At 59.9% G+C, this 25,928-nt stretch carries 25 protein-coding genes; 9 read left to right on the top strand and 16 right to left on the bottom strand.

Annotated elements, in window-relative coordinates:
* Window positions 1-93: 93 nt before the first annotated feature.
* The 14 genes from serA to ybgC all read right to left on the bottom strand — a co-directional run bounded on the left by serA (window position 94) and on the right by ybgC (window position 16,438).
* Window positions 94-1,689, bottom strand: a complete 1,596-nt coding sequence (gene serA, locus FHT71_RS08400) for a phosphoglycerate dehydrogenase (RefSeq protein ID WP_007802656.1) — start codon at window positions 1,687-1,689, stop codon at window positions 94-96.
* An 84-nt stretch (window positions 1,690-1,773) separates the two neighbouring features.
* Window positions 1,774-2,952, bottom strand: coding sequence for a phosphoserine transaminase (locus FHT71_RS08405; protein ID WP_007802654.1), 1,179 nt, complete (start codon window positions 2,950-2,952; stop codon window positions 1,774-1,776).
* 149 nt (window positions 2,953-3,101) lie between these two features.
* Window positions 3,102-3,902 carry an outer membrane protein gene (locus FHT71_RS08410; protein ID WP_132594160.1) on the bottom strand — a complete coding sequence of 267 codons (801 nt, stop codon included), beginning with the start codon at window positions 3,900-3,902 and terminating at the stop codon, window positions 3,102-3,104.
* Window positions 3,903-4,085: 183 nt separating this feature from the next.
* Entirely contained in the window at window positions 4,086-4,853 is a 768-nt protein-coding gene (locus tag FHT71_RS08415; protein WP_183719456.1) for an outer membrane protein, read from the bottom strand.
* A gap of 178 nt (window positions 4,854-5,031) precedes the next feature.
* Window positions 5,032-6,384 (bottom strand): phosphoglucosamine mutase, encoded by a 1,353-nt coding sequence (gene glmM / locus FHT71_RS08420; protein WP_007802648.1) that lies wholly within the window; start codon window positions 6,382-6,384, stop codon window positions 5,032-5,034.
* A gap of 239 nt (window positions 6,385-6,623) precedes the next feature.
* Window positions 6,624-8,555 carry an ATP-dependent zinc metalloprotease FtsH gene (gene ftsH / locus FHT71_RS08425; protein ID WP_007802644.1) on the bottom strand — a complete coding sequence of 644 codons (1,932 nt, stop codon included), beginning with the start codon at window positions 8,553-8,555 and terminating at the stop codon, window positions 6,624-6,626.
* A 98-nt stretch (window positions 8,556-8,653) separates the two neighbouring features.
* Window positions 8,654-9,979: a tRNA lysidine(34) synthetase TilS gene (gene tilS, locus FHT71_RS08430; RefSeq protein ID WP_132594164.1), complete on the bottom strand. Its 1,326-nt coding sequence runs from the start codon at window positions 9,977-9,979 to the stop codon at window positions 8,654-8,656.
* A gap of 11 nt (window positions 9,980-9,990) precedes the next feature.
* Window positions 9,991-10,995, bottom strand: coding sequence for a tol-pal system protein YbgF (gene ybgF, locus FHT71_RS08435; RefSeq protein ID WP_183719458.1), 1,005 nt, complete (start codon window positions 10,993-10,995; stop codon window positions 9,991-9,993).
* Window positions 10,996-11,155: 160 nt separating this feature from the next.
* Entirely contained in the window at window positions 11,156-11,686 is a 531-nt protein-coding gene (gene pal / locus FHT71_RS08440) for a peptidoglycan-associated lipoprotein Pal (protein ID WP_007802639.1), read from the bottom strand.
* 156 nt (window positions 11,687-11,842) lie between these two features.
* The gene (tolB, locus tag FHT71_RS08445) at window positions 11,843-13,153 is read right to left on the bottom strand and encodes a Tol-Pal system beta propeller repeat protein TolB (RefSeq protein WP_007802637.1); all 1,311 of its coding nucleotides are present in this window, start codon (window positions 13,151-13,153) and stop codon (window positions 11,843-11,845) included.
* A gap of 22 nt (window positions 13,154-13,175) precedes the next feature.
* On the bottom strand, window positions 13,176-14,312 hold the full coding sequence (locus tag FHT71_RS08450) for a hypothetical protein (RefSeq protein ID WP_132594168.1): 1,137 nt from the start codon (window positions 14,310-14,312) through the stop codon (window positions 13,176-13,178).
* A gap of 8 nt (window positions 14,313-14,320) precedes the next feature.
* Window positions 14,321-14,782, bottom strand: a complete 462-nt coding sequence (gene tolR, locus FHT71_RS08455; RefSeq protein ID WP_007802633.1) for a protein TolR — start codon at window positions 14,780-14,782, stop codon at window positions 14,321-14,323.
* A 23-nt stretch (window positions 14,783-14,805) separates the two neighbouring features.
* Window positions 14,806-15,525, bottom strand: coding sequence for a protein TolQ (gene tolQ, locus FHT71_RS08460; RefSeq protein WP_007802632.1), 720 nt, complete (start codon window positions 15,523-15,525; stop codon window positions 14,806-14,808).
* A gap of 448 nt (window positions 15,526-15,973) precedes the next feature.
* Window positions 15,974-16,438: a tol-pal system-associated acyl-CoA thioesterase gene (ybgC, locus tag FHT71_RS08465; protein ID WP_132594170.1), complete on the bottom strand. Its 465-nt coding sequence runs from the start codon at window positions 16,436-16,438 to the stop codon at window positions 15,974-15,976.
* A gap of 119 nt (window positions 16,439-16,557) precedes the next feature.
* On the opposite strand from ybgC, the gene FHT71_RS08470 reads away from it, so the two are divergent.
* From FHT71_RS08470 to FHT71_RS08500, 7 genes are all read left to right on the top strand, one after another.
* The gene (locus FHT71_RS08470) at window positions 16,558-17,778 is read left to right on the top strand and encodes an NAD-dependent epimerase/dehydratase family protein (protein WP_132594172.1); all 1,221 of its coding nucleotides are present in this window, start codon (window positions 16,558-16,560) and stop codon (window positions 17,776-17,778) included.
* A complete protein-coding gene (locus tag FHT71_RS08475) occupies window positions 17,775-18,599 on the top strand; it encodes a glycosyltransferase (protein ID WP_132594174.1) in 825 nt (274 codons plus the stop codon). Before FHT71_RS08470 ends, FHT71_RS08475 begins: the two co-directional genes overlap by 4 nt.
* Window positions 18,596-19,480: an NAD(P)-dependent oxidoreductase gene (locus FHT71_RS08480; RefSeq protein WP_132594176.1), complete on the top strand. Its 885-nt coding sequence runs from the start codon at window positions 18,596-18,598 to the stop codon at window positions 19,478-19,480. The genes FHT71_RS08475 and FHT71_RS08480 overlap by 4 nt, the downstream gene beginning before the upstream one ends.
* Window positions 19,481-19,557: 77 nt before the next feature.
* Window positions 19,558-20,289: a hypothetical protein gene (locus FHT71_RS08485; protein WP_132594177.1), complete on the top strand. Its 732-nt coding sequence runs from the start codon at window positions 19,558-19,560 to the stop codon at window positions 20,287-20,289.
* A gap of 96 nt (window positions 20,290-20,385) precedes the next feature.
* Window positions 20,386-20,973 carry a 5-formyltetrahydrofolate cyclo-ligase gene (locus tag FHT71_RS08490; protein WP_037084472.1) on the top strand — a complete coding sequence of 196 codons (588 nt, stop codon included), beginning with the start codon at window positions 20,386-20,388 and terminating at the stop codon, window positions 20,971-20,973.
* Between the two features lie 2 nt (window positions 20,974-20,975).
* The gene (locus FHT71_RS08495; RefSeq protein ID WP_007802617.1) at window positions 20,976-21,800 is read left to right on the top strand and encodes a TIGR00282 family metallophosphoesterase; all 825 of its coding nucleotides are present in this window, start codon (window positions 20,976-20,978) and stop codon (window positions 21,798-21,800) included.
* 118 nt (window positions 21,801-21,918) lie between these two features.
* The gene (locus FHT71_RS08500; protein WP_132594181.1) at window positions 21,919-22,755 is read left to right on the top strand and encodes an MBL fold metallo-hydrolase; all 837 of its coding nucleotides are present in this window, start codon (window positions 21,919-21,921) and stop codon (window positions 22,753-22,755) included.
* Between the two features lie 67 nt (window positions 22,756-22,822).
* Here FHT71_RS08500 and FHT71_RS08505 read toward each other — a convergent pair whose 3' ends face one another.
* Window positions 22,823-23,284, bottom strand: a complete 462-nt coding sequence (locus FHT71_RS08505) for an Lrp/AsnC family transcriptional regulator (protein ID WP_132594183.1) — start codon at window positions 23,282-23,284, stop codon at window positions 22,823-22,825.
* An 89-nt stretch (window positions 23,285-23,373) separates the two neighbouring features.
* On the opposite strand from FHT71_RS08505, the gene FHT71_RS08510 reads away from it, so the two are divergent.
* A complete protein-coding gene (locus tag FHT71_RS08510) occupies window positions 23,374-24,345 on the top strand; it encodes a pyridoxal-phosphate dependent enzyme (protein WP_132594185.1) in 972 nt (323 codons plus the stop codon).
* Window positions 24,346-24,477: 132 nt separating this feature from the next.
* Here the strand turns inward: FHT71_RS08510 and FHT71_RS08515 are convergent, their stop codons facing one another.
* A complete protein-coding gene (locus FHT71_RS08515) occupies window positions 24,478-24,981 on the bottom strand; it encodes a pyridoxamine 5'-phosphate oxidase family protein (RefSeq protein ID WP_007802607.1) in 504 nt (167 codons plus the stop codon).
* 172 nt (window positions 24,982-25,153) lie between these two features.
* On the opposite strand from FHT71_RS08515, the gene FHT71_RS08520 reads away from it, so the two are divergent.
* Window positions 25,154-25,900: a YebC/PmpR family DNA-binding transcriptional regulator gene (locus FHT71_RS08520; RefSeq protein ID WP_007802605.1), complete on the top strand. Its 747-nt coding sequence runs from the start codon at window positions 25,154-25,156 to the stop codon at window positions 25,898-25,900.
* Window positions 25,901-25,928 lie beyond the last annotated feature (28 nt).

The raw sequence follows: 25,928 nt of genomic DNA on the forward strand, positions 1-25,928 counted from the left end.
GTGACAGTGATCAACTTGGTCGACCGAGAGACAAAAGAAAAAGCCCGGCGCCGGTTCCCGCGCCGGGCTTTCTCATTGCCTTGGGAGCAACACTTAATCGACCGCAAAGACCAGCGGCTTTGCCTGGCGGATCGCCGGATTCGCCGTAAGCTTGGCAAGCACCTCGTCGCCGATCGGGCCATCGACATAAAGCAGTGCGATAGCATCACCGCCCTGCTTGTCACGGCCGAGCTGGAAGTTCGCGATGTTGACGCCAGCAGAACCAAGCGTCGTACCGATGAAACCGATCATGCCGGGGACGTCGGTGTTGGTTATGTAGACCATGTGCGAACCGACGTCGGCATCGAGGTTGATGCCCTTGATCTGGATGAAGCGCGGCTTGCCGTCCGAGAACACCGTGCCGGCGATCGAGCGGGTCATCGAGTCGGTTTTGACAGTCAGTTTGATGTAACCGTCGAAGACGCCCGTCTTGTCGCGCTTGACCTCGGAGAGAACGATACCCTTTTCCTTGATCATAACGGGGGCCGAAACCATGTTGACGTCGGCAACCTGCGTGCGGATCAAGCCGGCAAGCAGCGCGCTCGTCAGGGCGCGCGTGTTCATCGTGGCGGTCGCACCATCGAAGAGAATTTCGATTTCCTTGATCGGCTCTTCCGTGACCTGGCCGACGAAGGCGCCGAGAACGTCGGCGAGCCGGATGAACGGCTTCAGGATCGGCGCTTCCTCAGCCGTGATCGACGGCATGTTGATGGCGTTGGAAACGGCACCCTTCACCAGGTAGTCCGACATCTGCTCGGCAACCTGCAGCGCAACGTTTTCCTGGGCTTCCGTGGTCGAGGCGCCGAGATGCGGCGTGCAGACGACGTTTGGCAGGCCGAAGAGCGGGCTTTCCTTGGCGGGCTCGACTTCGAAGACGTCGAAGCCTGCACCGGCGACATGACCGGACTTGATGGCTTCGGCGAGTGCCGCTTCGTCAACCAGGCCGCCACGGGCGCAGTTGATGATACGAACGCCGGGCTTGGTCTTGGCGAGGTTTTCCTTGCCGAGAATGCCGCGAGTCTTGTCGGTCATCGGCACGTGCAGGGTGATGAAATCGGCCTTGGCCAGCAGCTCGTCGAGTTCGACCTTGGTGACGCCCATTTCCTGCGCGCGTTCGGCCGACAGGAAAGGATCATAGGCGAGAACATGCATGCCGAGGCCAATGGCCTTCTTGCACACGATGCCGCCGATATTGCCGGCGCCGATGACGCCAAGCGTCTTGCCGGTGATTTCGACACCCATGAACTTCGACTTTTCCCACTTGCCGGCCTGCGTCGAGGCATCGGCCTGCGGCAGCTGGCGGGCGACCGCGAACATCAGCGCGATGGCGTGCTCGGCGGTGGTGATCGAATTGCCGAACGGCGTGTTCATGACGATGATGCCGCGGCGCGATGCGGCCGGGATGTCGACGTTATCGACGCCGATGCCGGCGCGGCCGATGACCTTGAGGTTGGTCGCGGAGGCGATCAGCTTTTCCGTCGCCTTGGTAGCGGAGCGGATGGCGAGACCGTCGTAATTGCCGATTATTTCGGCGAGCTTGTCCTTGTCCTTGCCGAGCTGCGGCTGGAAATCGACTTCGACGCCGCGATCACGGAAGATCTGGACGGCGGTTTCCGACAGTTCGTCGGATACGAGAACGCGAGGTGCCATTGGGGGCTTCCTTCAAAAAGTTCAACGATGGATGAAATCAGGATGCGAGGCTCCGCCCATTCGGCGGAGCCGGATGCGATCAACTCAGGCAGCGACCTGGGAAAGCGTAGCCTTCTGGGTCTCGAACGCCCAGGTCAACCACGGCATCAGCTTCTGCATGTCAGCAGTTTCGATGGTCGCACCTGCCCAGATGCGAAGGCCGGACGGCGCATCGCGATAGTGGCCGATGTCATAGGCGACACCTTCCTTGTCGAGCAGGCTGACGATGCCCTTGGCGAAGTTCGCCTGGCCGTCGGCGTCGAGTGCCAGAACGTCCTTGTCGGTGATCTTCAGGCAGACGGAGGTGTTCGAAGCCGTCTCAGCCTTCACCGCAAGGTTGGCGATCCAGTCGTTGGCAGCGACGAAGTCGGCGATGACCTTGGCATTGGCATCAGCGCGGGCCATCAGGCCCTTGAGACCGCCGACCTGCTTCGACCACAGCAGCGCATCGATATAGTCTTCGACGCAAAGCATCGACGGCGTGTTGATGGTTTCGCCGGTGAAGATGCCCTCGATCAGCTTGCCGCCCGAGGTCATGCGGAAGATCTTCGGCAGCGGCCAAGCCGGTGCATAGGTCGTCAGGCGCTCGACGGCGCGCGGCGACAGGATGATGACGCCATGGGCGCCCTCGCCGCCGAGAACCTTCTGCCAGGAGAAGGTGACGACATCGAGCTTGGCGAAATCGAGGTTCTGCGCGAAGGCGGCCGAGGTCGCATCGCAGATCGTCAGACCCTTGCGGTCGGCGGGAATGAAATCGCCGTTCGGAACGCGAACGCCCGAGGTGGTGCCGTTCCATGTGAAGACGACGTCCCGGTCGAAATCTATGGTCGAAAGATCAGGCAACTCGCCGTAACCGGCTTCGATCTTGCGAACGTCCTTCAGCTTCAGCTGCTTGACGACGTCGGTGACCCAACCGGCGCCAAAGCTTTCCCAGGCGACCATATCGACGCCACGCTCGCCGAGCAGCGACCAGAGCGCCATTTCAACGGCGCCGGTATCGGAGGCAGGAACGATGCCGATGCGGTAATCCGCGGGCACTTCAAGCACTTCACGTGTGAGATCGATGGCCTGCTTGAGCTTCGTCTTTCCGATCTTCGCGCGGTGCGAACGGCCAAGCGGCGCGTCGGAAAGGGCTTCGAGCGACCAACCGGGGCGCTTCGAGCAAGGGCCAGAAGAAAAATGGGTATTTTGCGGACGTACGTCCGGCTTTGCGGTCTTCGCCATGTGCTATCCTTCCAGATAGATAGCTCCTCGTTGGGGAGGAGTGTCCCGCCGCCGTCGTTATAGGGCGGTGAGATCGAAGTCAAGCAGTCGGCGGCGCAACGAGAGAAATTTTTGGTCTATACGCGTCATTGCGTCGCGGATCGGCCGGCCTACCAGCCAGCAACGCGCAGGCCGACACGGACCTCGTGCCGGGTCATCCCGTGATCGCGCCCGCTTTCCGGGTAGGGACCTGTAAACATGCTGCCGCCGGCAATATCGGAAAAGCGATAGCCAAAATCGACCTTGATGTTATCGGCGACTTCATAGCTGACGCCAACCATCAGGGCATAGGTGAAGCGCCAGCTGTTTTCGCCATTCAAATTCTGTGGGGCGAACGTGGCTGCCGCGCATGTCGAGGCGCCGTCGACGCACTCCGGTTGGGATCTCACGCTCCCCCATCTGACGTTCGTTATCCCCAAGCCGGCACCGACATAGGGGGTGAAGCCGGCAACGGTCGCAAGGTCGGCGTAGCCGTTTGTCATGATGCCATACGCCCGAACATCGGCACGTGTGCCGTAGGCGCAACCGGTTCCGGCGGGAGCAGAGGCCGCACAAGGCAGATCGAGGCGTGCTGTACCGGAAAAATCGCTCTTGAAGAAATCCGTCGTTAAATCGGCGCGCCAGATGTCGGTGAATTGATAACCGATCCCGACGCCACCGGAAACGGGCTGGGAGAAGCGCGCCGGATCGAACTCGCCGTCGCCGGCACCACCGACGTGATAAGTCGGTTTTTCGTTGCCCGTCCACGGCGCATAGCCGAGATCACCCCGAAGATACCATCCGGTCGTCATTGAGCTGCCGGCAATGCTAACCTCCGGTACGTCCGTAATCAGTGGTTCTTCCGCCGCCACCGGACTGCCGAGCAGCATAAGGCTTGCGACAGTGGCGGGGATCACTTTGGACGATTTCATTGCAAATTCCCGGCCGGGCAATAGAACGCCCGCATGACTGACTACGCGGACATTATTCCAGCGAGATGCTAACGCGCGGTTAACCATATTCGTTAACTGCGATCAGCGTTCGACCCACGCGAAAAAGGCTGCCGTGAAGGCAGCCTTGTAAGTGAGAACTCATGCAACAAAGAACGTGGCTGGTTATTGCAATGAGTAGCGCAAGGCGAGTTTGAAATCGTGCGAGGTAATGTTGTTGAAATGCATCGGCCCGGTGTCCACCGTGTTGTCGTAGGAGTGGATCCGGCCGGTCTTTGCATCGCCTAGATCAAGGTAGGTATAACCGAAATCGACGGTAAGACGGTCTGTCACTTGATAGCCGAGGCCCGCATGCAGCGCCCAGGCAAAGTTCCAGGTGGAGTCGCTATCGGCATAAGCGACGCCTTGCGTCGGGACGTTAATGTCCCTGAAACCGGAGATGGTGTTGCGAGAGGTACCGATACCGGCTCCGACATATGGCGTGATGCCGTACCAGGTGCCCAGATCGACATAGGCGTTGGCCATCAGCAGCCATTCCGACTTGGCACCGTCATAGTCATTGGTGCCATCCCAAACAGCCGTCCCGGATGCATCGGTGTGTCCATAACGATCGAGTGCGGAGAAGTCGGCCTTGCCGCGATACTGGACGATCGCGTCAGCGCGTAGCCACTGGTTGAATTGATAGCCTACACCCAGGCCACCCAACGGCGCGCTGTCGAAGCCGCCATCGTCCAGAAATGGATGGAGCTCGACTTCGTCAAACAATTCTTGTTGCAACCCGCCAAGACGCTGGTTGCTCATGCCCAATTCGCCGCGCAAATACCATCCGCCGAAGACAGGCGCCGGTGCCGGCGGGTCAACATAGAGATCGGCCGCGAGAACTGGGGTAGTTCCCACCAGCACCGTAGCCACGGCAATCAAAAATCTCTTCATAATAATTCTCCAGGAACACAAATAGTCCGCGTGCCAATCGACCGCATACGGCTCTTATTCGTCCCGAAGTCTTACAAATCAGAGTTAATGTCCGATTAAGTTTACAAGATATTCATCATGACCTTAGGCAAAAAAGTGCATAGCGGGGTCGAATCGACATCCGCATGCGCGGCCGCCTTCACGCCGCGTCGCGCACCCCACCGATCACGCCGGTCAGATCATTGACGATGCGTTCAATCTGGGCGCGGTCGTCGCCCTCGGCCATGACACGGATCAGTGGCTCGGTGCCGGACGGACGGATGACGAGGCGGCCGTTCTTGGCAAGCTCGGCCTCTGCATCGGCGATCGCCTTCTGCACCAGGATATCCTCCAGCGGCTTGCCGCCGGAGATGCGGACGTTGCGTAGCAGTTGGGGCACCGGATCGAAGCGACGGCAAACTTCGCTCACCGTCTTGCCGGTCCGCTTGACCGCAGCAAGAATCTGCAGGGCCGCCACGAGACCGTCGCCTGTCGTGCCATAGTCGGACAGCACGATGTGGCCGGACTGCTCGCCGCCGACATTGTAGTTGTGCTGGCGCATGTGTTCGACAACGTAACGGTCACCGACCATCGTACGCACAAGACCAAGTCCCTTATCGCCGAGGAAGCGCTCCAACCCGAGATTCGACATGACCGTCGCGACGATACCGCCGCCGCGAAGCTGCTGGCTCTCGGCATAGCTTTCGGCGATAACGGCCATCAGCTGGTCACCGTCGACGACCGCACCGTTCTCGTCGACGATGATGACACGGTCGGCGTCGCCATCGAGCGCAATGCCAATATCGGCGCGCACTTCGTCGACCTTCTTCTGCAGCGCGACCGGGCTCGTGGAGCCACAATTGAGGTTGATGTTCGTGCCGTTCGGCTCGTTGCCGATGGTCACGACATCAGCACCGAGCTCCCAGAGCACGGCAGGCGCCACCTTGTAGGCGGCCCCGTTTGCGCAGTCGATCGCGATCCTCAAGCCCTGCAATGTGACGTCGCGCGGCAGCGTACGCTTGGCATGCTCGATATAGCGGTCGTGAACGCCGTCAACGCGCTTGGCGCGGCCGATATCATCGGCCTTCGCAAGCTGCGTGGAGAGATCCTTTTCAAGCAGGTCTTCGATCTGCGATTCCAGATCGTCGGAAAGCTTGTAGCCATCAGGCCCGAAGAGCTTGATGCCATTGTCCTGATAGGGATTGTGGGAGGCAGAGATCATGACACCAATGTCGGCGCGCAGCGAACGCGTCAGCATCGCAACGGCCGGTGTCGGGATAGGACCGAGAACGAACGCATCGACGCCGGCGGCGGTGAAGCCGGCAACCATCGCGTTTTCCAACATGTAGCCTGAAAGGCGCGTGTCCTTACCTATGACGACGCGGTGACGATGGTTGCCTCGGCGAAAGATCGTCCCAACTGCAATGCCGACCCGCATCGCAAGATCCGGTGTCATCGGGAACACGTTGGATTGACCGCGAATGCCATCCGTACCGAAATAGCGTCTTTTCATATGCACCCCTGTGCCTTGGCGCGCCTTCAGGCTGCGCATCATCACTTGCAAAAAATCAGCCGCCACAGGCGGAATATCGCTACAAGAGCCCCAAATGAGGCCTCGCTATGTCACCGGCATGACACAAATCGCGGTGACCATCACGTAAATTAGCAAGAAAACCCATTACATCGCGTTACCGACGCAAAAGGCCGGCGTCCAGAATGGACCCCGGCCTTGCCGTCATTCTTCAAGAGAAATCAATGTGGCTGCGGCTCCAAGCCGGCTTCCGGCTCGTCACCCTTTGCCACCGGCCGCGTACCGGTCTTCGGCACAGCAGAGCCGCGGCTGGGCGGTGCATCGTCACCGAGATCGCGCGACGGCTTCTCGCCACGAATCAGCGCCTTGATTTCCTCGCCAGTCAGCGTCTCGTATTCGAGCAGGCCTTCGGCAAGCGCAACGAACTCGTCGTGCTTGTCCGTCAAGATGTCGCGAGCCTGAGTGTAGGCTTCGTCGATCAGGCGGCGCACTTCATTGTCGATCTTCTGGGCTGTCGCTTCGGAGACATTCTTCGACTGCGAAACAGAATGGCCGAGGAAGACCTCCTGCTGGTTCTCCCCGTAGGCGACCTGGCCGAGTTCGTCGGAGAAGCCCCACTGGGTCACCATCGCACGGGCAAGCTTGGTGGCCTGCTCGATGTCCGAGGATGCACCCGAAGTGATATTCTCCTTACCGAACGTCAGCTCTTCGGCGACGCGGCCGCCCATCATGATGCAGAGGCGCGAGACCATCCACTTGTAGCTCATCGAGTAGCGATCGCCCTCGGGGAGCTGCATGACCATGCCAAGCGCGCGGCCGCGCGGGATGATCGTTGCCTTGTGCAACGGATCGGCGACGGCAACGTTGAGCGCTGTGATCGCATGACCAGCTTCGTGATAGGCCGTGAGCTTCTTCTCCGCTTCGGTCATCGCCGAAGAGCGGCGCTCGGCGCCCATCATGATCTTGTCTTTGGCGTCTTCGAACTCCTGCATGGTGACGACGCGCTTATTGCGGCGCGCAGCCATCAGGGCAGCTTCGTTGACGAGGTTCATCAGATCGGCACCGGAGAAGCCGGGCGTACCGCGCGCCAGAACCTTGAGATCGACATTCGGTGCCAGCGGCACGTTGCGGGCATGCACCTTGAGGATACGCTCGCGGCCGACGATGTCGGGGTTCGGAACGACGACCTGACGGTCGAAACGGCCCGGACGCAAAAGCGCCGGATCGAGAACGTCGGGCCGGTTGGTCGCCGCGATCAAGATGATGCCTTCGTTTGCCTCGAAGCCGTCCATTTCGACCAGCAGCTGGTTCAACGTCTGCTCGCGTTCGTCGTTACCGCCGCCGAGACCGGCGCCACGGTGGCGACCGACGGCATCGATTTCGTCGATAAAGATGATGCAAGGCGCATTCTTCTTGGCCTGTTCGAACATGTCGCGGACACGGCTCGCGCCGACGCCGACGAACATTTCGACGAAGTCGGAGCCCGAGATCGTGAAGAACGGAACGTTTGCTTCACCGGCGACAGAGCGGGCGAGCAGTGTCTTACCGGTACCGGGAGGGCCAACCAGCAGAACACCGCGCGGAATCTTGCCGCCGAGACGCTGGAACTTCTGCGGATCGCGCAGGAATTCGACGATTTCCTCGAGGTCTTGCTTGGCTTCGTCCACGCCTGCGACGTCATCGAAGGTCACGCGGCCATGCGCTTCGGTCAAAAGCTTAGCCTTGGACTTGCCGAAGCCCATCGCGCCGCGCGAACCGCCCTGCATCTGCCGCATGAAGAACAGCCAGACGCCAAGGATCAGAAGCATCGGCAACAGCGTGCCGATATAGCTCAGGAAGCCCGACGAACCATCGGTTTCCGGGCGCGCGGAAACGAGAACATTCTTCTGCTGCAGACGATCGAGCAGGTTGTCGTCAACGACTGGCGTATAGGTCTGGAAGGTGGTGCCGTTTTCAACATAGCTGCCGGAAACGCGGTTGCCCGTGACGACGACTTCCTTGACGCGGCCCGCATCCACTTCACGCAGGAACTGCGAGTAAGGGATTTCGCGGGAGCTGGTCTGCGCCGGCGACGTCTGGAACATGCTGAACAGAGCAATCAGCAGAAGCGCTATGATTGCCCACAAGGCGAAATTACGTAAGTTAGGGTTCATCGAACTCCCCAGCACTGGAACAACCGCCTCATGGCGACCGTCTTATTTGGCCTCTAACATAGGATTGCCGCAGGTGATTGCCAAGGCAAACTGGACTGTTAGATAGATTTTCCGTCAATACGACCTAAAGGCGGTTTTGGATAGGGGCGTGTTCCAAAGGTAGCCGCAAGGCTCTGCGCAAAGATGAAATCAAATCGTGTCAAAAAACGGTCGAAGGGCGAAAAATAGGCTGTGATCCGGACTTTCTCCGCAATACTGCCAGGAGCCTCGTGCCCTGCCACGTCGACGATACGTGGGATGGCCACCAGGGCCCGCCTGACGACGCCCCTAGGTAGCTGACCGCTCTGTGCCACTGTTTTGCCAGCAACGATGCCGATTTCCGTATGAGCTGCGTTTTCAACCAGGAATCGGCCGTCCCAGACAGCGCGCGTGGCGGGTGCCAGCGTCAACGGCAGGATGCCGCGGTTCTCGCGAACGAGAAAGAGCCCGTCGCGCCGAAGGTCGAAAACCACCCTCCCCGCCGTCATCCGGCCCACCCCACCTTTTTCGATAAACGCCAGCACATCGTCTATCTGCTTGCGACCGAGCGCGAACGCTTGCCCACCAAATACCGCTGCAAGGCGGGCGACGGCGTAGCTAAGGATCTGCCTTTCGGCGACGAGCCCGGCCGGGATCACGTGGCCGATCAAGGGAGAATGTAAAACGAAATACTGATCCAACCATCGAGCCGCCAAAACGGCGACGCCCGCTCGTAAATCGCCCACTTCGTCCGGAGCCGGAACAACATCAGCCTCTTCAGCAAGGCGCGACCGTATCCGCACACGTTCGTACTTCGGGTCCTCATTGCTTGGGTCGTCGATCCAGGCGACCTGCCGCGCGCGAAGGTAATCGCGGATCGCCTCCCGCTGGCAACCAAGCAACGGTCGAGCTACCCACAAGCGGCGATCAAAGAGAACGAGATCGGCAATGCCGGTGCTTGGCTGTTCTGAACGCTCCCGTCGCATGGCGAGTGTCTCGCGCTGATCGTCGGCTGTATGCGCGGTCACGACAATATCTGCGTTCAGGCTTTCAGCGGCATCGGCAAGCAGAGCGTAACGGGCTTCGCGTGCCGCCAGCATCGTACCAGTCTTGGGCTTTTCACCGCGCCATGTCTTGGTGAGGTGCGGAATATCGAGCGACCGACAGAAGGCTGCAACCTGGTGCGCCTCCTCGGCCGAGTCTGTGCGCAACGCATGGTCGACGGTTGCGGCACAAAGGGATATTTTCGAGTTGGGCGCGGCCTCGAGTGCTTCGGCGAGCGCCAGAAGCAGGCCGGTTGAATCGCTTCCACCCGAAATCGCGACAAGGATGCGCGAGGGCTTGATCAGCGAGTCAAGAAAACGGCGTGCTGCCGTCTCGGGTAGAAGGGGGCCGTCCGGGCGCAAACCGGAAGTCCTTAGCAGGCGAGACGCTTTTGCTCGCTGGCAACCTTGGTTATCACGGCACGAGAAGCCTTGGGATAACGCTTCGAAACTTCGCGCAGCGTGGCGCATGCGGTTTCCATATTGTCGAGCGCGGCAAGCGACATGCCGAGCTTCAGCAGCATTTCCGGCGCCTTTTCAGAGCTGCCATACTTCTTGTGAGCATCGAGGAACGTCTTGGCGGCCTCGTTGTACTTGCCCTGCGAGTAGAGCGCCTCGCCAAGCCAGAAATTGGCATCGGCTGCTCGAGCACTGCTCGGGTATTGAGCGATGTACTGAGTGAACTCCTGCTCGGCCGTCGAGTAGTCACCCGAGAGGACGTGGCCATAGGCAGCCTTGTACTGGTCGGCTTCGCTGCCGAGCGAGGCAGTCTGCGACGAGCGGCCGGAATCGACGCCCGGAAGCGGGCCGGATCCAACTGTGGCACCCTCGTTGACCGAGCCACCGATCGGATTGCCGTTCTGGTCGAACTCCATCGAACCGAGCTGCTTCGGCGGCTGGCCGAGGCCATCGTTTGCCGGAACATCGGTCGAGGGAGCCGTCTCGGCTCCCTGCGGTGCTTGGATAACGCGGGCGACATCGTCACCACCGCCCTGACCTTGAACCGGAGGAGGCACATTGGCCTCGCTCTTTTTCATCGTCTTGGAGCTGCTGCCGGCACTACCGCCGCCGCCCTTTTCCAGTTCCTGGAAACGGAATTCATTGTCTTCCTGCGCCTTGCGGATCGTTTCCTGCATCTGCAGGAGCTGGAAGCTCATCTCCTCGATGCGGCCGTTCAGCTGACGCAGCTGCTCTTCCAACTGCTGGACGCGAACTTCGGCGCCGCCGGCGGCCTGCACGTCTACAACCGGTGCCTGCGGCTGCCGATCCGCAGCCTTGCCGCCGATCTGCCACCCAAAGAGCGACGTCGCATTCGCCGATTGGCCCGCCCCGGCCACGGCCGCGAGGCACAGCATGCCCGCAACGACAAGTTTTTTCATATGGTTTGTCCTGTCCCTGTGATTCTTCGCGCCCATTGGCGCGAACAGGAGATTTTGCCAATTGCTTTCAAAAAGCAACGGAAACTGGCCAAAGTGTGTTCAAAAAGAAAAGGCGGCCCGCGATGGAGCCGCCTTTCGAAATTGTAATATTTCCCGGCAATTACATACCGGCGCCACCGAGAACGGTAACGGCACGGCGGTTCTGCGACCAGCAGGAAATATCGTCGCAGACGGCAACCGGACGTTCCTTGCCGTAGGAGATCGTCTTCATGCGCTGAGCCGGAACACCACGCGAAGCAAGGTAATCCTTGGTGGCGGCTGCACGGCGAGCACCGAGAGCGAGGTTGTATTCGCGCGTACCGCGTTCGTCGGCGTGGCCTTCGATGGTGATCGCGTACTTCGGATAGCGGGCGAGCCACTGAGCCTGACGATCGAGCGTCTGGGAAGCGTCCGCGCGGATCGAGGTGGAGTCAGTGTCGAAGAAGATGCGGTCGCCGACGTTGACGGTAAAGTCCTGGGCGGAACCAGGCGTTGCGGCGCCGGCGCCAAGGCCGAGGTCGCCTGCACTGTTCGCCATGTTCTTCTTGTTGGCGCAACCGGCCAGAGCAAGACCGGCGACAAGCGCGATCATGACGGGGTTACGGGCAAAATTCTGCATGCGGCTCATTGCCGGGGTGTGAATTCGGCTCATGGCCGGTCTCCTTGCGACTTGATTAAGGTTGCCGGACTGTAACCTCGTTGGGTTAATCGGCATTCAAGAATTATGGTTAACAGATGGTTGATTTGTCCCTCAGCCGCCCCAATCAGGGATTTTTGCGGCGACAAAAAGGCACGTTCACAAGCTTTACTACTCGAGAAGCGGCGACCAGGCTGGGTCCGAAGCGTAGGTCGGGGTCTTGATGAGTTGCTCGTTGTAGCCTGTCAGATCGATCGAGTAGAGCTGCGGACCACCGGCACCCGCCGCCTGGCGGAAGAACATGATGACGCGGCCATTCGGCGCCCAGGTCGGGCCTTCGTTGTGGAAGCCCGTCGTCAGGATGCGCTCACCCGAACCGTCCGGCTTCATCACACCGATCGAGAACTTGCCACCCGACTGCTTGGTGAAGGCAATCAGATCGCCGCGCGGAGACCAGACCGGTGTGGAGTAGTTGCCGTCACCGAAGGAGATGCGCGTCTGGCCGGAGCCGTCGGCGTTCATGACGTAGATCTGCTGCTTGCCGCCGCGGTCGCTTTCGAACACGATGCGCCCGCCATCCGGCGAATAGGACGGCGACGTATCGATCGCGGCTGTCGAGGTCAGGCGCGTCGTGGTGCGCGAACGCAGGTCCATCGTGTAGATATTGGCGTTGCCTTCCTGCTGCAGGCTCATCACGACCTTCTGGCCATCGGGCGAGAAGCGCGGCGAGAAGGTCATGCCCGGAAAGTTGCCGACGACCTCGCGCTGTCCCGTCTCAAGCTGCAGCAGGTAGACCCGCGGCTGCTGGTTGGCGAAGGACATGTATGTGACTTCCTGACGGTTCGGCGAGAAGCGCGGCGTCAGAACGAGGTCGCTGCCGTTCGTCAACATGCGGACGTTGAAGCCATCCTGGTCCATGATGGCGAGCTGACGCTTGCGATCCTGCTTGGTGCCGGATTCGGACACGAAGACGACGCGGGTATCGAAGTAGCCCTCCTCGCCGGTGATCTGCTTGTAGATCGCATCGGCGATAATATGGGCTACGCGGCGCCAGTTCTCCGGCTGCGTATAGAACTGCTGACCGGTCATCTGCGTGCCGGCAAACGTATCCCAAAGGCGGAATTCGGCGCGGAGGCGGCCGTCGCTTTCCTGCGTCACGCGACCGGTGACGAGGGCCTGTGCATTAATGACCTTCCAGTCCTCGAAGCGCGGAGCGGCATCCGGGTTGGAGATCTTCTCGATGAAGGCGTTCTTGTTGATCGGCGCGAAGAGGCCGGAGCGCTGGAGATCGGCAGCGATAACCTGCGATACCTGCGCGCCCATGTCACCCTGCAGGAAGTCAGTGATCGCGATCGGCAGCGGCTCGACGTTACCCTTGTTGATGTTGATTTCGACAAGCGCGTTCGCCGGCGTGGCGACAACCGCAGTGGTTATCATGCCGACGGCGACCATCAAGGCGCGGATGAGGGAACACTTGGTCATGGAGGACAAGCCTTTCAGCATTTTAAAGGGCTAGATCGCTAGGATCGAAGTTGACGATAACTTCGCCCCAGGCGTCATATTTGTCTTTCGGAAGGTTCGTGAAGGGCGACGACTTCATGACGGCGCGCTTGGCACCGCTTGCCAACGCCATCCGCGTCGCCTCGTTTGTGCCGCCGGTCGCTTCAACATCGGGTGAGCCGATGATGTTGCCATCAGGGTCTAGCTTCATGTGGACCTTGATGCGAACTTCGCTTGCGCCTTCCATCCCGGGGATAACCGACCAGTTGCCGGCAATCGCGCTGCGCAGCGCGTCCATCTCACTCATCGAGAGCTTGGAGCCGCTCGTGGTCTTCTTCGCACCGAGTGACGCAACTTCTGTCGAGCGCTTGGCACCGCCGGAAGAAGGATCCTGCTTGTTCAGCAGAGCCGCAATATCGTCAGCGTTGAAATCGCTCTGCTTGGAAGAGGCAGACTTGGCCTTCTCCTGCTTCTTCTCAGCCTTCTTCTTGTCCGTCGGCTTGTCGTCGGCCGTCGCCTGGTCCTCGGTTTTCTTTTCCGGGGGCTTTTCGGCTGGCTTCTGTTCCGGTGGTTTTGGCTGCGGCTTCACGACCGGAGTCGGAACCTTGTCCGGCAGCGCCTCAGCGTCCGGCTTCGGCGGCTCGGCCTGTTCCTGCGGCGGTTCCTCAGCCTTCGGCGGCGTCGGGGTCGGCGGGGTGATTTCCGGCTTCGGCGGCGTGATGGAAGCGACCTGCTTCGGCTCGACGTCCGTCTCCTCCTTCACGATCTCCTTCACCTCGTTGGGCACGGGATCGTTCTGCGGAAGAGGCTTTTCGGCCGCCTTCGGGGCAGCGGCGCTCTCATTGTTGCTGGGCTTGGCGTTCGGGACCGGCGGCGTCTTGAGGTCGATATTGTTATCGCCCATGTTTTCCGCGTTATCGACTGTCGCCGGCTTGGTCGTCGGCTTCGGCGCCGCCTTTTCCTTCGGGGGCGCCGTCTTGTCACCCTGCTGCAGCTGCGACATCTCTTCGACAGGCACGAGATCGACGGGCATCGCCTCGAAATCCTCGACTTTGAACTGCTCCGGGGAGCCGATCGAGATCAGTGCCCAGGCAAGCAGTGCACAGTGCAGAGCCGCAGATGTGACGATACTGGCCTTCATAGCGTTTGCTATTGGTCCTTCTTTTGCTGCGTCACGAGACCGATGTTCTTGTAGCCGGCACCCTGGATGCGGGCCATGACGTCGGCGATCACGCCATAAGGCGCGGTCGCGTCGCCGCGAACGAAGATGCGCTCATTGTAGCCGGTCGTTGCGATCGCCTCGAGCTTCGCGGCAATCTCCTCGGCCGGGATCGGCGTTTCCTGCAGGAAGACCTGGCCGTCATTCTTGACCGAGATCGTGATCGGCTGCGTTTCGGAATTCAGCGCCTTCGCCTGCGTTTCCGGCAGATCGACCGGCACGCCGACGGTCATCATCGGTGCGGCGACCATGAAGATGATCAAAAGCACGAGCATAACGTCGACGAGCGGCGTCACGTTGATTTCGGAGATGGCACCACCTCTGTGGCCACCGCGACGACGACCACCGCGGCCACTGCCGCTACCGCCACCGCTTGGAGCACCCATACCCATATCGTTGATTCCGTTCCCGTCGATTACTGCGCGGCCTGACGCGGCTGCAGTTTCTCGTCGATCTGGCGCGAAAGGATGGCAGAAAATTCATCCGCGAAGCCTTCCATGCGAGCAGAGAGCTTGCCGGCATCGGCAGTGAACTTGTTGTAGGCGATAACGGCTGGGATAGCGGCAACAAGGCCGATTGCGGTTGCGAGCAGCGCTTCCGCGATACCAGGGGCAACGACCGCGAGGTTCGTCGACTTCGAGCCGGCGATCGCCTGGAACGAGGTCATGATACCGACGACCGTACCGAAGAGGCCGATGAACGGACCGGCAGAACCGATTGTCGCCAGCGAGCCGAGACGGGCTGAGAGGAATTCGGATTCACGAGCGAGCGTGACGTCCATGGCGCGGTCGATACGCATCTGCAGACCGATCGGGGAGCGCGCGCCGCGCTCGAACGACTTCTTCCATTCGCGCATGGCAGAGACGAAGATCGAGGCAAGGCCGGTGTTGTTGCGTTCCGACAGCGTCCGATAAAGCTCTTCCAGCGACTGACCCGACCAGAACACCTGCTCGAACTTGTCGAACTGGCGCCGCGCGCGGCCGTAAGCCAGATACTTGTCGATGACAATCGCCCAGGTCCAGACCGAGGCTGCGATGAGCCCGAGCATGACCAGCTTGACGACGAGACCTGCCTGCATAAACAGCGACCAGAGGCTGACGTCGGCCGTTGCTGCTGCCAATCCTACTTGTTCCATTGATCCAAAATCCCCGAATCCAAACGCCCGGTACTTGACCGGGCGGCACAAAGTGATCTCGCAAGAAGTGTCTGGCGGCCGCCCAAAGCCCTGGTCAAGCTTCCAAGCTCTTATCCGCCTTCCTTGCCGTCAAATTTGGTCAAAGGAAGGCGTGCACCGCACAAACTCTGACAATCCGAGTAAGACACTATTATGGTTAACAGTTCGTTAGCGCCAGATCATGACAGCGAAACTATCGGCGAAAGAGTTATCCCTTGGATTACTTGGTCAGATCTAGGTCGATGACCACAACAGCGCTTAACTTCCAGCGCGCGAATTCCTTCACACAAAACTCATGTTTATGCAAGGCCGGAATCCAGCGTCTTTTCATTGCTTCGCGATCAACCTGCGCGAATCGCCGCAGGCAAACGATGTTGAAACGGCGGGATCGGGCTGCGGCCGCAAAGGCTCACGGTCCACGGAGCGGCTTGCTGCCTTCCAGAAATCTCTCGGCAAGCGCTTCGGGCAGTCGTCGCGGCCTCGCATTGGCGTTGATGACGGCGATGATCACCTTGGCGGCGATCAGCAGCGTTTCGCCGCGCCGGATTTCCTGATTGAGGACCATCTTGGCGCCACCTGCTTTTTCGGTGTGGGTCAGCACCATCAGGATGTCATCCATCCGCGCCGGTTGCTTGAAGTCGATCTCCATGCGGTGGACGACGAAGACAAGCCCCTCCTCGTCCGCATTGATGAGTTCGCGCTGCTCGACGCCGAGACAACGGAGGTAATCGGTGCGGCCGCGCTCGAGGAAGTGCAGATAGCGAGCATGGTAGACGAGACCGGAAAAATCCGTGTCCTCGTAATAGACGCGCTGCAGGAGCCGGTGACCCGTTTCCGTGAGTTCACCCGAAATCGAAAAACCGTTGTCCGCCATAATTTTCTCCAAAGTCACGCGCCCTCTTTGGCGGAAGACTTTCCGCCTTGCAAGCATTGAACAATTGTCACGCTTCCTAAGTATTTTTTGACAGAGACAATCAAGCAGGAGACGAGCCGATGAAGATTGCAGTGATGGGCGGAGACGGATTCATCGGCTGGCCGACATCATTGCATCTCTCCGACGCGGGACACGACATCCATATCCTCGACAATCTCTCGCGACGGTGGATCGACACCGAACTCGGGGTCCAGTCGCTGACGCCGATGGACTCGATCCAGGAGCGCACGCGCATTTGGCACGCCGAAACTGGCCGGCGCGTTCACTTCAACCTGATCGATCTCGCCAAGGACTACGAGCTCCTGAAGACGTGGCTGGCCGAAAACCGTCCGGATGCCGTCATTCATTTCGCTGAGCAGCGTGCCGCCCCCTACTCCATGAAGAGCGACCGCCACAAGAACTACACCGTCAACAACAACGTCAACGCCACCCATAACCTCCTGAATGCGCTCGTCGAACTCCAGCTCGACGCGCATCTGATCCACCTCGGCACGATGGGCGTCTACGGCTATTCGACGGTCGGGGCGGCGATCCCCGAGGGCTATCTGCCCGTTGGCATCGAGACGGCGGATGGCGAGACCGTCAGCCAGGAAATCCTCTATCCTTCCAATCCCGGCTCGATCTATCACATGACCAAGTGCCTGGATCAGTTGCTTTTCCATTTCTACGCCAAGAACGACGGTCTGCGCATCACGGACCTGCACCAGGGGATTGTCTGGGGCACGCACACCGAGCAGACGCGCCGGCACGCCCAACTCATCAATCGCTTCGACTATGATGGCGACTACGGCACCGTGCTGAACCGGTTCCTGATCCAGGCGGCGATTGGATACCCGCTGACCGTTCACGGCACCGGCGGCCAGACCCGCGCCTTCATCCACATCCAGGATTCCGTACGCTGCATCGAGCTGGCGTTGAACAATCCGCCAGCCCGCGGCGCCCGTGTCGACATCTTCAACCAGATGACGGAGACGCATCGCGTGCGCGATCTGGCGGAAATGATCGCCAAGATGAGTGGTGCCGAGATCGCCTGGCTGCCGAACCCGCGCAAGGAGGCGCCGGAGAATGAGCTTATCGTCAAGAACGAGAAGTTCCGTAATCTTGGCCTCGATCCGATCACCCTGCGGGCGGGGCTTCTCAGTGAAATCGTCGACGTCGCCAAGAAGTTTAGCTATCGCGTCGATCGGTCGCGCGTGCCCGCCGTTTCCGCCTGGACGAAAGACATTGCCGCCACGATCAACCACGATCCGGAAGGCAAGAGGCTGAAGTCCGTTTCATGAGTGAGTCCCTGCGGCACGCCTACGTCACCCTCGTCACCAACAACGACTACGCCATGGGTGCCAAGGCGCTCGCGGCGTCGTTGCGCCGAACCGACACCCCTGCCGACATCGTCATCCTCCATACGCCAGGCGCTGAGCTGGCCAGCCTTGCCCCGCTCCTGCAGCTCGACTGCCGCCTGGTGCCGGTCAAGCATATGCCGCTGTCAGCCGCGTTCAATGAGCGCCATGCTCGATCCAATCTGCACGCCGCGGCCCCCTTCACGAAGGGACGCAAGCCGGCGTTTCACTCGCCGCTCGACAACTTCTGCAAGCTGCGCCTCTGGCAGCTGACCGAGTACACCAGCTGCGTCTTCATCGATGCCGATGCGATCGTGCTGCGCAACATCGACAAGCTCTTTCGCTATCCGGAGTTTTCGGCCGCGCCGAATGTCTACGAATCTCTTGCAGACTTCCACCGACTGAATTCCGGCGTCTTCGTCGCGCAACCGTCCGAAGCCACGTTTCAGCGCATGCTGGAGCGACTGGATAAGCCAGGCATGTTCTGGAAGCGGACGGACCAGACCTTCCTGCAGGATTTTTTCCCGGATTGGCACGGCCTGCCGGTCTATTTCAACATGCTCCAATATGTATGGTTCACCATGCCTCGGCTTTGGGACTGGCAGAGCATTTCCGTCCTGCACTACCAGTACGAGAAGCCATGGGAGGCGAATCATCCGAAGGCCGAGAAACTGCGGCCGCTGATCGACCTGTGGCACGCGTTCTATGCCGGCGATGATCCGCCGGATATCTCGGCAATGGCCAACCCCAAAGAGGCGGCATGAAGGTACTGGTATCGGGCGGAACGGGTTTCGTCGGACGCTACATCGTCGAAGAACTGCTCGCCGGCGGCTATACCGTGATCATCGGCGGCCGCCACGCGCCGCTGCCACGCTTCTTTTCGCGCCCGGTCGAGTTCGCCCCGCTCTCGCTCGATCCGGCCCACGATCATATCGAAGCCTTCGACGACGCCTATTTCTTCGTTCACGCCGCCTTCCACCACGTGCCCGGCAAATACCGCGGTGGGGAGGGTAACGACCCGGAGACGTTCAGGCGCTTCAATCTGGACGGCAGCGTCCGGCTTTTCGAAACGGCAAAACGCGCCGGCACACGGCGTTGCATCTTCATTTCCAGCCGTGCCGCCTATGGAGAGCACGCGCCTGGAACCACGCTGAAAGAAGGGATGCTTGACAAGCCGGAGACCCTTTATGGTCAGGTCAAACTGGATGCCGAACGCAGTCTGGCACATCTTGCAGCGCCGGGTTTCGCAACGGCCAGTCTCCGATTGACCGGCGTCTACGGCGACCTTCGACCCGGCAAATGGGACAAGCTGATCGGAGATTACCTCGCTGGTCGTCCCTTGCCTTCACGTGCCGGCACCGAGGTCCACGGAAAAGACGTCGGCAAAGCGGTGCGGCTCATGTTGGAAACAGACCCCCCGCGTATCTCCGGCGAGACCTTCAACGTGTCCGACGTGGCGCTGGATACCTGGGACATCCTGGAACCCATTCGATGGGAGCACGATTGCCTGAACAGGCTGCCGCTCCCCGCCGACAAATCGCTGCTCACACCGATGGACACGGCGAAAATCCGCGCGCTCGGTTGGTTGCCTGGGGGCATGCCCCTGTTTAATGAAACGATCCATGCGCTGGCCACGGGCACATAGGCGGCAGGTAACGGCACACAGGCCCACGCAAGCCTGAAGTTGCAGACTGCCACGGATAGTGCAATCCGGAGGATAGTATGCAAGTCGGTTCCGCATCAGCGCTCAACATCCTGCGCAACACCTACTCGGCCGATAATCTCAATACGCCGGCCGACGGCACCAGCGCGCGACTGAAGATATTGCAGAATTCGGCAAAGGCACAGGAAAGCCTGCGCGAAAGCATGACGACATCGGCCGAAGCCGCGAAAGCCCGTGCCGCACGCAAGCTTGAGGAAGCCAAGCAGCAGCTCGAAATGCTGAAGAGCGGCGGCTACCCGCCAGAGGTCGTCGCCCGGCTTGCGGCCGAACTTGCTCACAAGATCAGCGCCGCTGCGGCGGAGTTTGCCTCGGCTGTCGCTGCCAGCGCAACGCCCCCTGCATCTGCAGCCAATGCCACCGTTGCAACCGCCGATACCGGCGCGAGCGCGACAGACGCTACGACCTATGCCTCGGCGACAACCGAAACGGCTTCTTCGGATAGCTCCGACGGTAGCGCGGAGCAGACAGACATACCCGATGGCGCAACCGCCGCACGCAATGCCTACCAAAGCGTGATCGAAGATGGAAGGCAGGCATCTGCCGGTATCTCGACCGAAGATCGCAAGACGATGGAAGAGTTCAAGGCCATCCTGCAGGAAGTCCGGCAGCTGATGGACAAGGCGATGCGCGAACTGCGCGCAAGAACCGGCCAGCAGGGATCGGGCACGGACGCCTATCCGCTTGAGGCACAGGCCGGCGCCTCAGTCAGACCAACCAGTATCACGATTTGACCTGATCGACTCAGGCAGGCGGTCAAAGGTCGCATTGACCCGTTGAAATGATCGGCAAGACCTTTATCGTCTGCTGAAAACAGCGCGATGGACCGCATGACCCCGAGAGAATTGAAAACTGAAATGCGTACCGGCCGGCTCGCACTGCGCGACGCGATCCCGGAAGATACTCGCATCGAGATGAGCCTTGCCATGGCCGAGCATGCCGGCGAGGCCGTCGCATTCGAGCCCGGGACGACCGTGTCCGGCTTCCTGCCGATCCGCTCCGAAGCGGATATCCGGCCGCTTATGGCACGGTTCCAGACGCGTGGAGCACGGCTTTGCGTACCCGCCATCCTCGACAAGCAGACGATTGTCTTTCGCGAGCTGGTGCGCGGCGTCCCACTGGTCAGCACCGGCTTCGGTACCTCGGGTCCGCCCGCGGACGCCGCCGTGCTCGATCCCGAGATCATGCTGGTGCCTCTCTCCGCTTTCGACAATCGCGGCCACCGCATCGGCTATGGCGCCGGCCATTATGACCGCGCCATCGAGCGTTTGCGGCAAAAAGGCCTGCATCCGAAACTGATCGGCATTGCATTCGACTGCCAGGAAGTGGCACATGTGCCCGACGAGCCGCACGACGTCAGCCTGGACGCCCTCCTGACAGAAAGCGGGCTGCGCTTTTTTGCCTCTTGGATTGGATAGCAATGCGACTGCTTTTTCTGGGTGACATGGTGGGTAAGACCGGACGCACCGCCGTCTGGAACCGCCTCCCCGGCCTCATTTCTGACCTGAAGCTCGATTTCGTCGTCGTCAACGGCGAGAACGCTGCAGGCGGTTTCGGCATCACCGAGGATATCTTCCTCGAGACGATCAACGCGGGCGCCGATGTCGTCACGACGGGCAACCACGTCTGGGATCAGAAGGAAGCCGTCGCCTTTGCCGGACGTCATGACCAGTTCCTGCGACCGGCCAACTACCCGCAGGGCACGCCGGGGCGCGGCTCGGGGCTTTTTTATGCCCGCAACGGTGCACGCGTGCTTGTCGCAAATGTCATGGGCCGCGTTTTCATGCATCCCGAACTCGACGATCCCTTCAAATCCGCCGAGACGATCCTGGATGCCTGCCCTCTCAAGGAGCAGGCGGATGCAATCATCTTCGACTTTCACGCCGAAGCGACCAGCGAGAAGCAGTGCTTCGGCCATTTCGTCGACGGCCGCGCCAGCTTCGTCGTCGGTACGCACACCCATGTCCCGACGGCCGATCATCAGATCCTGAACGGCGGCACCGCCTACATGTCCGACGCAGGCATGTGTGGTGACTACGATTCCTCCCTCGGCATGGACAAGGAGGAGCCGCTGAACCGTTTCATCTCCAAAATGCCGAAAGGCCGCATGGAGGCGGCGACCGGCCCGGCCACCATCTGTGGCGTCGGCGTCGAGATATCGGATGCGACCGGCCTCGCGGAAAAGATCGCGCCGCTGCGCCTCGGTCCTCGGCTCGCCGAAACCATTCCGGAGTTTTGGCGTTAGTTCAGGCAGCCTCGCGCCATGACGCAAAAGTGAGCAGTGGCTCGGGATTTCAACTGGACCGCTGCGGCGCCTTGCCGCATCCTCCCGAGCTTACCGTGAGAGCGCTGGAGGAAGTGGCATGACGCCGCGTTTTCTTGTCTTCGCAATCGCCTGCCTGATGGTCTTGGTCGCCGCGGAGGCAGCCGCGGCCCAGGAGGAACGAAGAAACGTCAGCCAGTGCCAGGCCATCGCCCAATCGATCCCGCAAGCGACTTTTGCCAGTTTCGCGGGCCCAGCACCGATTGCTGGCGCCGGCGCTGCCGACCAATCGGTCACGCTGACCTACATCGGACATTCCACCTTCCTGATCGAAACGCCGGGCGGCGTAACGATCGCGACCGACTACAGCGGCTGGTATTCGCCGCCGCACGTTCCGATGGTCGTCACCATGAATCGCGCCCATTCCTCGCATTACAGTTTGGTGACCGACCCGGCCATTAAATACGTGCTTCATGGATGGAGCGACGTGCCAGGGGAAAAGGCGAAGGTAAACCTCGTGGTCGGCGACACCTACATCCGCAACGTCACTACCGATATCAGGGGCGGTTTCGGCGCGCCGCAGCAGGATGGGAACTCGATCTTCATCTTCGAGGTGGCCGGTCTCTGCATCGGTCATCTCGGCCATCTGCACTACGAACTGACGGAAACCCACTACACGGAGATCGGCAGACTGGATGTCGTGATGGTTCCGGTGGATGGTGGCCTGACGATGGGTTCGGACAGCATGAGCCGGGTCATCAAGCGGCTGCGCGCCTCTCTCATCCTGCCGATGCACCAGCCGAGGCCGCTGCAAAGCTTCCTGTCGATGTTCGGACCCGATTTCGATATCAGCTACGCACCGACGAACACGATCACCGTGTCGCTGCGCACGTTGCCGAAAAAGCCGCTGATCTATGTCGCGAAAGGCATGCATTAAAAGACCTGGATCGCCCCAACCCCTTTCGACTGGATCGCTACATAGGCCACGCCAGCAAAGGGCCTTTTCATTCAATGACGGGAAGTCCCAGGCCGTGCTTGACCGTTTTGAGTGCAATCAGGCTCTTGTATTTTCGCACGAGCGCTTGTTGTTCACTCATAAGTCGCTCAATGAAGTTGTTATATTCCTCAAGGTTGCGGACGGCTACAAGCAGCACATAATCCATATCGCCGGTCACATACCAGCATGACTGAACTTCAGGCGCACGGTCCAACCATCGCTGCAATTGTTGCAGTGTGTGTCGATGTTCGTTCTGGATTTCAAGCTCGACCAGAACGGACAGGGTGCGATCGACGGCCTTCGGACTGACCACCGCCACGATCCTCTCGATGATCCCATCCTGCTTCAATTTGCTGATTCGGCGTTCGATGGCCGAGGTAGAAAGATTGACCGCATCAGCAATGACCTTGCCGGGAATGTCGGCATTCTCCTGCAGCATCGAAAGAATAGTTCGGTCAATATCGTCCACAGCGCATAACCAAGCTTCCACGCGGAAAATCCGCTATAAATTTGTTATTGGCGCGATTTTCACGCGTCATAAATTCATACCATCGCTCCATGACAAAACAAGCACCTCTCTCAGCCATCAACATCGAAGACGCACGCAAGCGCATCGATCCGATTTTTCTGAACACCAATTTGCTGTGTTCCGATAGGCTCGCGCTGTCGCTAGTCGTCAAAGACGAAACGGAAAATCCGATCCGCAGCTTCAAGGGGCGAGGTACGGGATATTTTCTCGCCGATCTCGCCGACGAGAGAACTCCTCTGGTCTCGGCATCGGCCGGGAACTTCGGTCAGGGGCTTGCTTATAATGCCGCGCGGCATGGGCGACCTCTGATTGTCTTTGCCAGTCTAAACGCCAATCCGCTGAAGATCGAGGCCATGCGCAGGTTTGGGGCAGTGGTCTTTCTCGCCGGGGAGGATTTTGACGCTGCGAAGGAGGCTGCCAAAATCTACGCCCTCGAACGGAAGCTGCAGTTCGTCGAGGACGGCGCGAGTGCAGCCATTGCGGAAGGGGCTGGAACGATTGCGGCGGAACTGACTGAAAACGTCGAAAACATCGACGCCGTTTTCATCCCGCTTGGAAACGGTGCTTTGGCGGCCGGAATAGGATGCTGGTTCAAATCGCGATCACCGCGAACAAGGGTCATCGCCGTCGCCGCAAAGGGTGCGCCATGCATGGCTCTGTCCTACAATGCGGGTGACGTGATCTCGACGTCGGAGGCACGCACGATTGCCGATGGAATTGCCGTCCGGAATCCCGTGCCGTCCGCGATCGAATGGCTCAAAGATACTATCGATGACATCGTTCTCGTTGATGATGATCAACTTCTGGACGCAATGCGGTTTGCTCATGATGCTTGGGAGCGTCTCGTCGAGCCGGCCGGGGCGGCGGGGCTCGCGGCCATTCTTGTGCAGGCATCTGCCCTGAAAGGCTGCCGTGTAGCGACCATGTTGTGTGGTGCTAACCTCACGGATCAACAGATCAAGGTATGGCTTCCATCTGCCGTAAAGGACAGCGCCTGTTAGAGCAAAGCAAATCGACTTCTAGCTGTTCCCCATCATGTCCGAATTTGTTTCGCCAATTTCGCGACAGATATTTGCGACTGAAAGTATTCCATATTCCAGTTAGGGCTAGGGATCACGCCGGGTCTAGTATTCTCAAGCGAACTGCAAGTGCTGCCGGATGCCGACATCGGGCATCTTGTCATCATCGAGATTGGCCTTGGCAATCTCCCAACCGAATTTGAGCTTACTGCCGGTAGAGACCCAGATCTCCGCGTCGTCAACATGCATCACAAGCATCGTCAGCTTCGGATCCTTCTTGCCGTCCTCATACCAGGCGGCGACGACGGAATTCCAATACTCATTGATCTTCGACGGATCGGACCGCACCTCGATCTTGCCGGCAAGGCAAGCGTGATAGTCGTGATGCTTTCCGACGACGCAGAAATGTGCCCTGGTGCCCGGCTTGATGGCACGGGCGATTTCTGCGTCCGATTTCGAGTAGAACCAGATCGTATTGGTCTTCGGATCGGCATGTGGCGCCATTGGCTGCATGTGCATGTCCACTCCGTCCACGCCGAGCATGCCGGCATGAATGTCGTTGACCTGATCCCAGAGCTGACGTGCTGGGTGTTTCCGCGCCTCGTTGAAACTAGCCATAGCACTTCCTTCCGTTTCAAGGGTCCGTGTTTTGAAACGCCAACTTCGGGGCTTTGTTCCGTAATTCCGGACGAGCGAGTCCCGAGAGAATGAAGCCGTTTTCCCTTGAATACCGCCCATTTCGCTCTTATAAGGCGGCCCATTCCGACAATAGGACGTGAACAGGGGTGCCATGGCTGGCCATTCACAGTTTAAAAACATCATGCATCGCAAGGGCCGTCAGGATGCCGTGCGGTCGAAAATGTTCTCCAAACTCGCGCGCGAAATCACCGTTGCCGCCAAGGCCGGCCTGCCCGACCCGACGATGAACGCCCGCCTGCGCCTGGCTATCCAGAACGCCAAGGCCCAGTCCATGCCGAAGGACAATATCGACCGCGCCATCAAAAAGGCAGCCGGTGCCGACAGCGAGAATTACGATGAGGTCCGCTACGAAGGTTACGGCCCGGGCGGAACGGCGATCATCGTCGAAGCCCTGACCGACAACCGCAACCGTACCGCGTCGAACGTCCGTTCGATCTTTACGAAGGCCGGCGGCGCACTCGGCGAAACCGGCTCGGTTTCCTTCTCTTTCGATCACGTCGGCGAGATCACCTACAAGCTTGCCGCTGGCGATGCCGACAGGGTGATGGAAGCTGCCATCGAAGCCGGTGCCGACGACGTCGAAACCGATGAAGAAGGCCACTACATCACGACCGCCTTCGAATCTCTCGGTGAAGTCGCCAAGGCCCTCGAAGGCTCTCTCGGTGAAGCCGAGACCGTCAAGGCCGTCTGGCGTGCGCAGAACAACGTGCCGGTCGACGAGGAAAAGGCGCAATCGCTGCTGAAGCTCATCGACAGCCTCGAAGACGATGACGACGTCCAGAACGTCTACTCGAACTTCGAAGTCGACGAAGAAGTTCTGGCCAAGCTTTCGGCTTGACCAATCACCATTTTTTCTGCAAGCCGGT

This window comes from Rhizobium sp. BK060 (assembly GCF_014193145.1).
In the GTDB taxonomy this organism is placed as follows: domain Bacteria; phylum Pseudomonadota; class Alphaproteobacteria; order Rhizobiales; family Rhizobiaceae; genus Rhizobium.

What these genes read in the sequence shown, in the direction of transcription:
- FHT71_RS08470 (WP_132594172.1), top strand. Translation starts at nt 16,558, where the DNA reads ATGAAGATTGCAGTGATGGGCGGAGACGGATTCATCGGCTGGCCGACA.
- tolR (WP_007802633.1), bottom strand. Translation starts at nt 14,782, where the DNA reads ATGGGTATGGGTGCTCCAAGCGGTGGCGGTAGCGGCAGTGGCCGCGGT.
- FHT71_RS08485 (WP_132594177.1), top strand. Translation starts at nt 19,558, where the DNA reads ATGCAAGTCGGTTCCGCATCAGCGCTCAACATCCTGCGCAACACCTAC.
- FHT71_RS08405 (WP_007802654.1), bottom strand. Translation starts at nt 2,952, where the DNA reads ATGGCGAAGACCGCAAAGCCGGACGTACGTCCGCAAAATACCCATTTT.
- ftsH (WP_007802644.1), bottom strand. Translation starts at nt 8,555, where the DNA reads ATGAACCCTAACTTACGTAATTTCGCCTTGTGGGCAATCATAGCGCTT.
- FHT71_RS08520 (WP_007802605.1), top strand. Translation starts at nt 25,154, where the DNA reads ATGGCTGGCCATTCACAGTTTAAAAACATCATGCATCGCAAGGGCCGT.
- pal (WP_007802639.1), bottom strand. Translation starts at nt 11,686, where the DNA reads ATGAGCCGAATTCACACCCCGGCAATGAGCCGCATGCAGAATTTTGCC.
- FHT71_RS08480 (WP_132594176.1), top strand. Translation starts at nt 18,596, where the DNA reads ATGAAGGTACTGGTATCGGGCGGAACGGGTTTCGTCGGACGCTACATC.
- FHT71_RS08490 (WP_037084472.1), top strand. Translation starts at nt 20,386, where the DNA reads ATGACCCCGAGAGAATTGAAAACTGAAATGCGTACCGGCCGGCTCGCA.
- FHT71_RS08475 (WP_132594174.1), top strand. Translation starts at nt 17,775, where the DNA reads ATGAGTGAGTCCCTGCGGCACGCCTACGTCACCCTCGTCACCAACAAC.
- FHT71_RS08500 (WP_132594181.1), top strand. Translation starts at nt 21,919, where the DNA reads ATGACGCCGCGTTTTCTTGTCTTCGCAATCGCCTGCCTGATGGTCTTG.
- FHT71_RS08410 (WP_132594160.1), bottom strand. Translation starts at nt 3,902, where the DNA reads ATGAAATCGTCCAAAGTGATCCCCGCCACTGTCGCAAGCCTTATGCTG.
- glmM (WP_007802648.1), bottom strand. Translation starts at nt 6,384, where the DNA reads ATGAAAAGACGCTATTTCGGTACGGATGGCATTCGCGGTCAATCCAAC.
- ybgF (WP_183719458.1), bottom strand. Translation starts at nt 10,995, where the DNA reads ATGAAAAAACTTGTCGTTGCGGGCATGCTGTGCCTCGCGGCCGTGGCC.
- FHT71_RS08415 (WP_183719456.1), bottom strand. Translation starts at nt 4,853, where the DNA reads ATGAAGAGATTTTTGATTGCCGTGGCTACGGTGCTGGTGGGAACTACC.
- ybgC (WP_132594170.1), bottom strand. Translation starts at nt 16,438, where the DNA reads ATGGCGGACAACGGTTTTTCGATTTCGGGTGAACTCACGGAAACGGGT.
- FHT71_RS08515 (WP_007802607.1), bottom strand. Translation starts at nt 24,981, where the DNA reads ATGGCTAGTTTCAACGAGGCGCGGAAACACCCAGCACGTCAGCTCTGG.
- serA (WP_007802656.1), bottom strand. Translation starts at nt 1,689, where the DNA reads ATGGCACCTCGCGTTCTCGTATCCGACGAACTGTCGGAAACCGCCGTC.
- FHT71_RS08495 (WP_007802617.1), top strand. Translation starts at nt 20,976, where the DNA reads ATGCGACTGCTTTTTCTGGGTGACATGGTGGGTAAGACCGGACGCACC.
- FHT71_RS08450 (WP_132594168.1), bottom strand. Translation starts at nt 14,312, where the DNA reads ATGAAGGCCAGTATCGTCACATCTGCGGCTCTGCACTGTGCACTGCTT.
- FHT71_RS08510 (WP_132594185.1), top strand. Translation starts at nt 23,374, where the DNA reads ATGACAAAACAAGCACCTCTCTCAGCCATCAACATCGAAGACGCACGC.
- tolB (WP_007802637.1), bottom strand. Translation starts at nt 13,153, where the DNA reads ATGACCAAGTGTTCCCTCATCCGCGCCTTGATGGTCGCCGTCGGCATG.
- tolQ (WP_007802632.1), bottom strand. Translation starts at nt 15,525, where the DNA reads ATGGAACAAGTAGGATTGGCAGCAGCAACGGCCGACGTCAGCCTCTGG.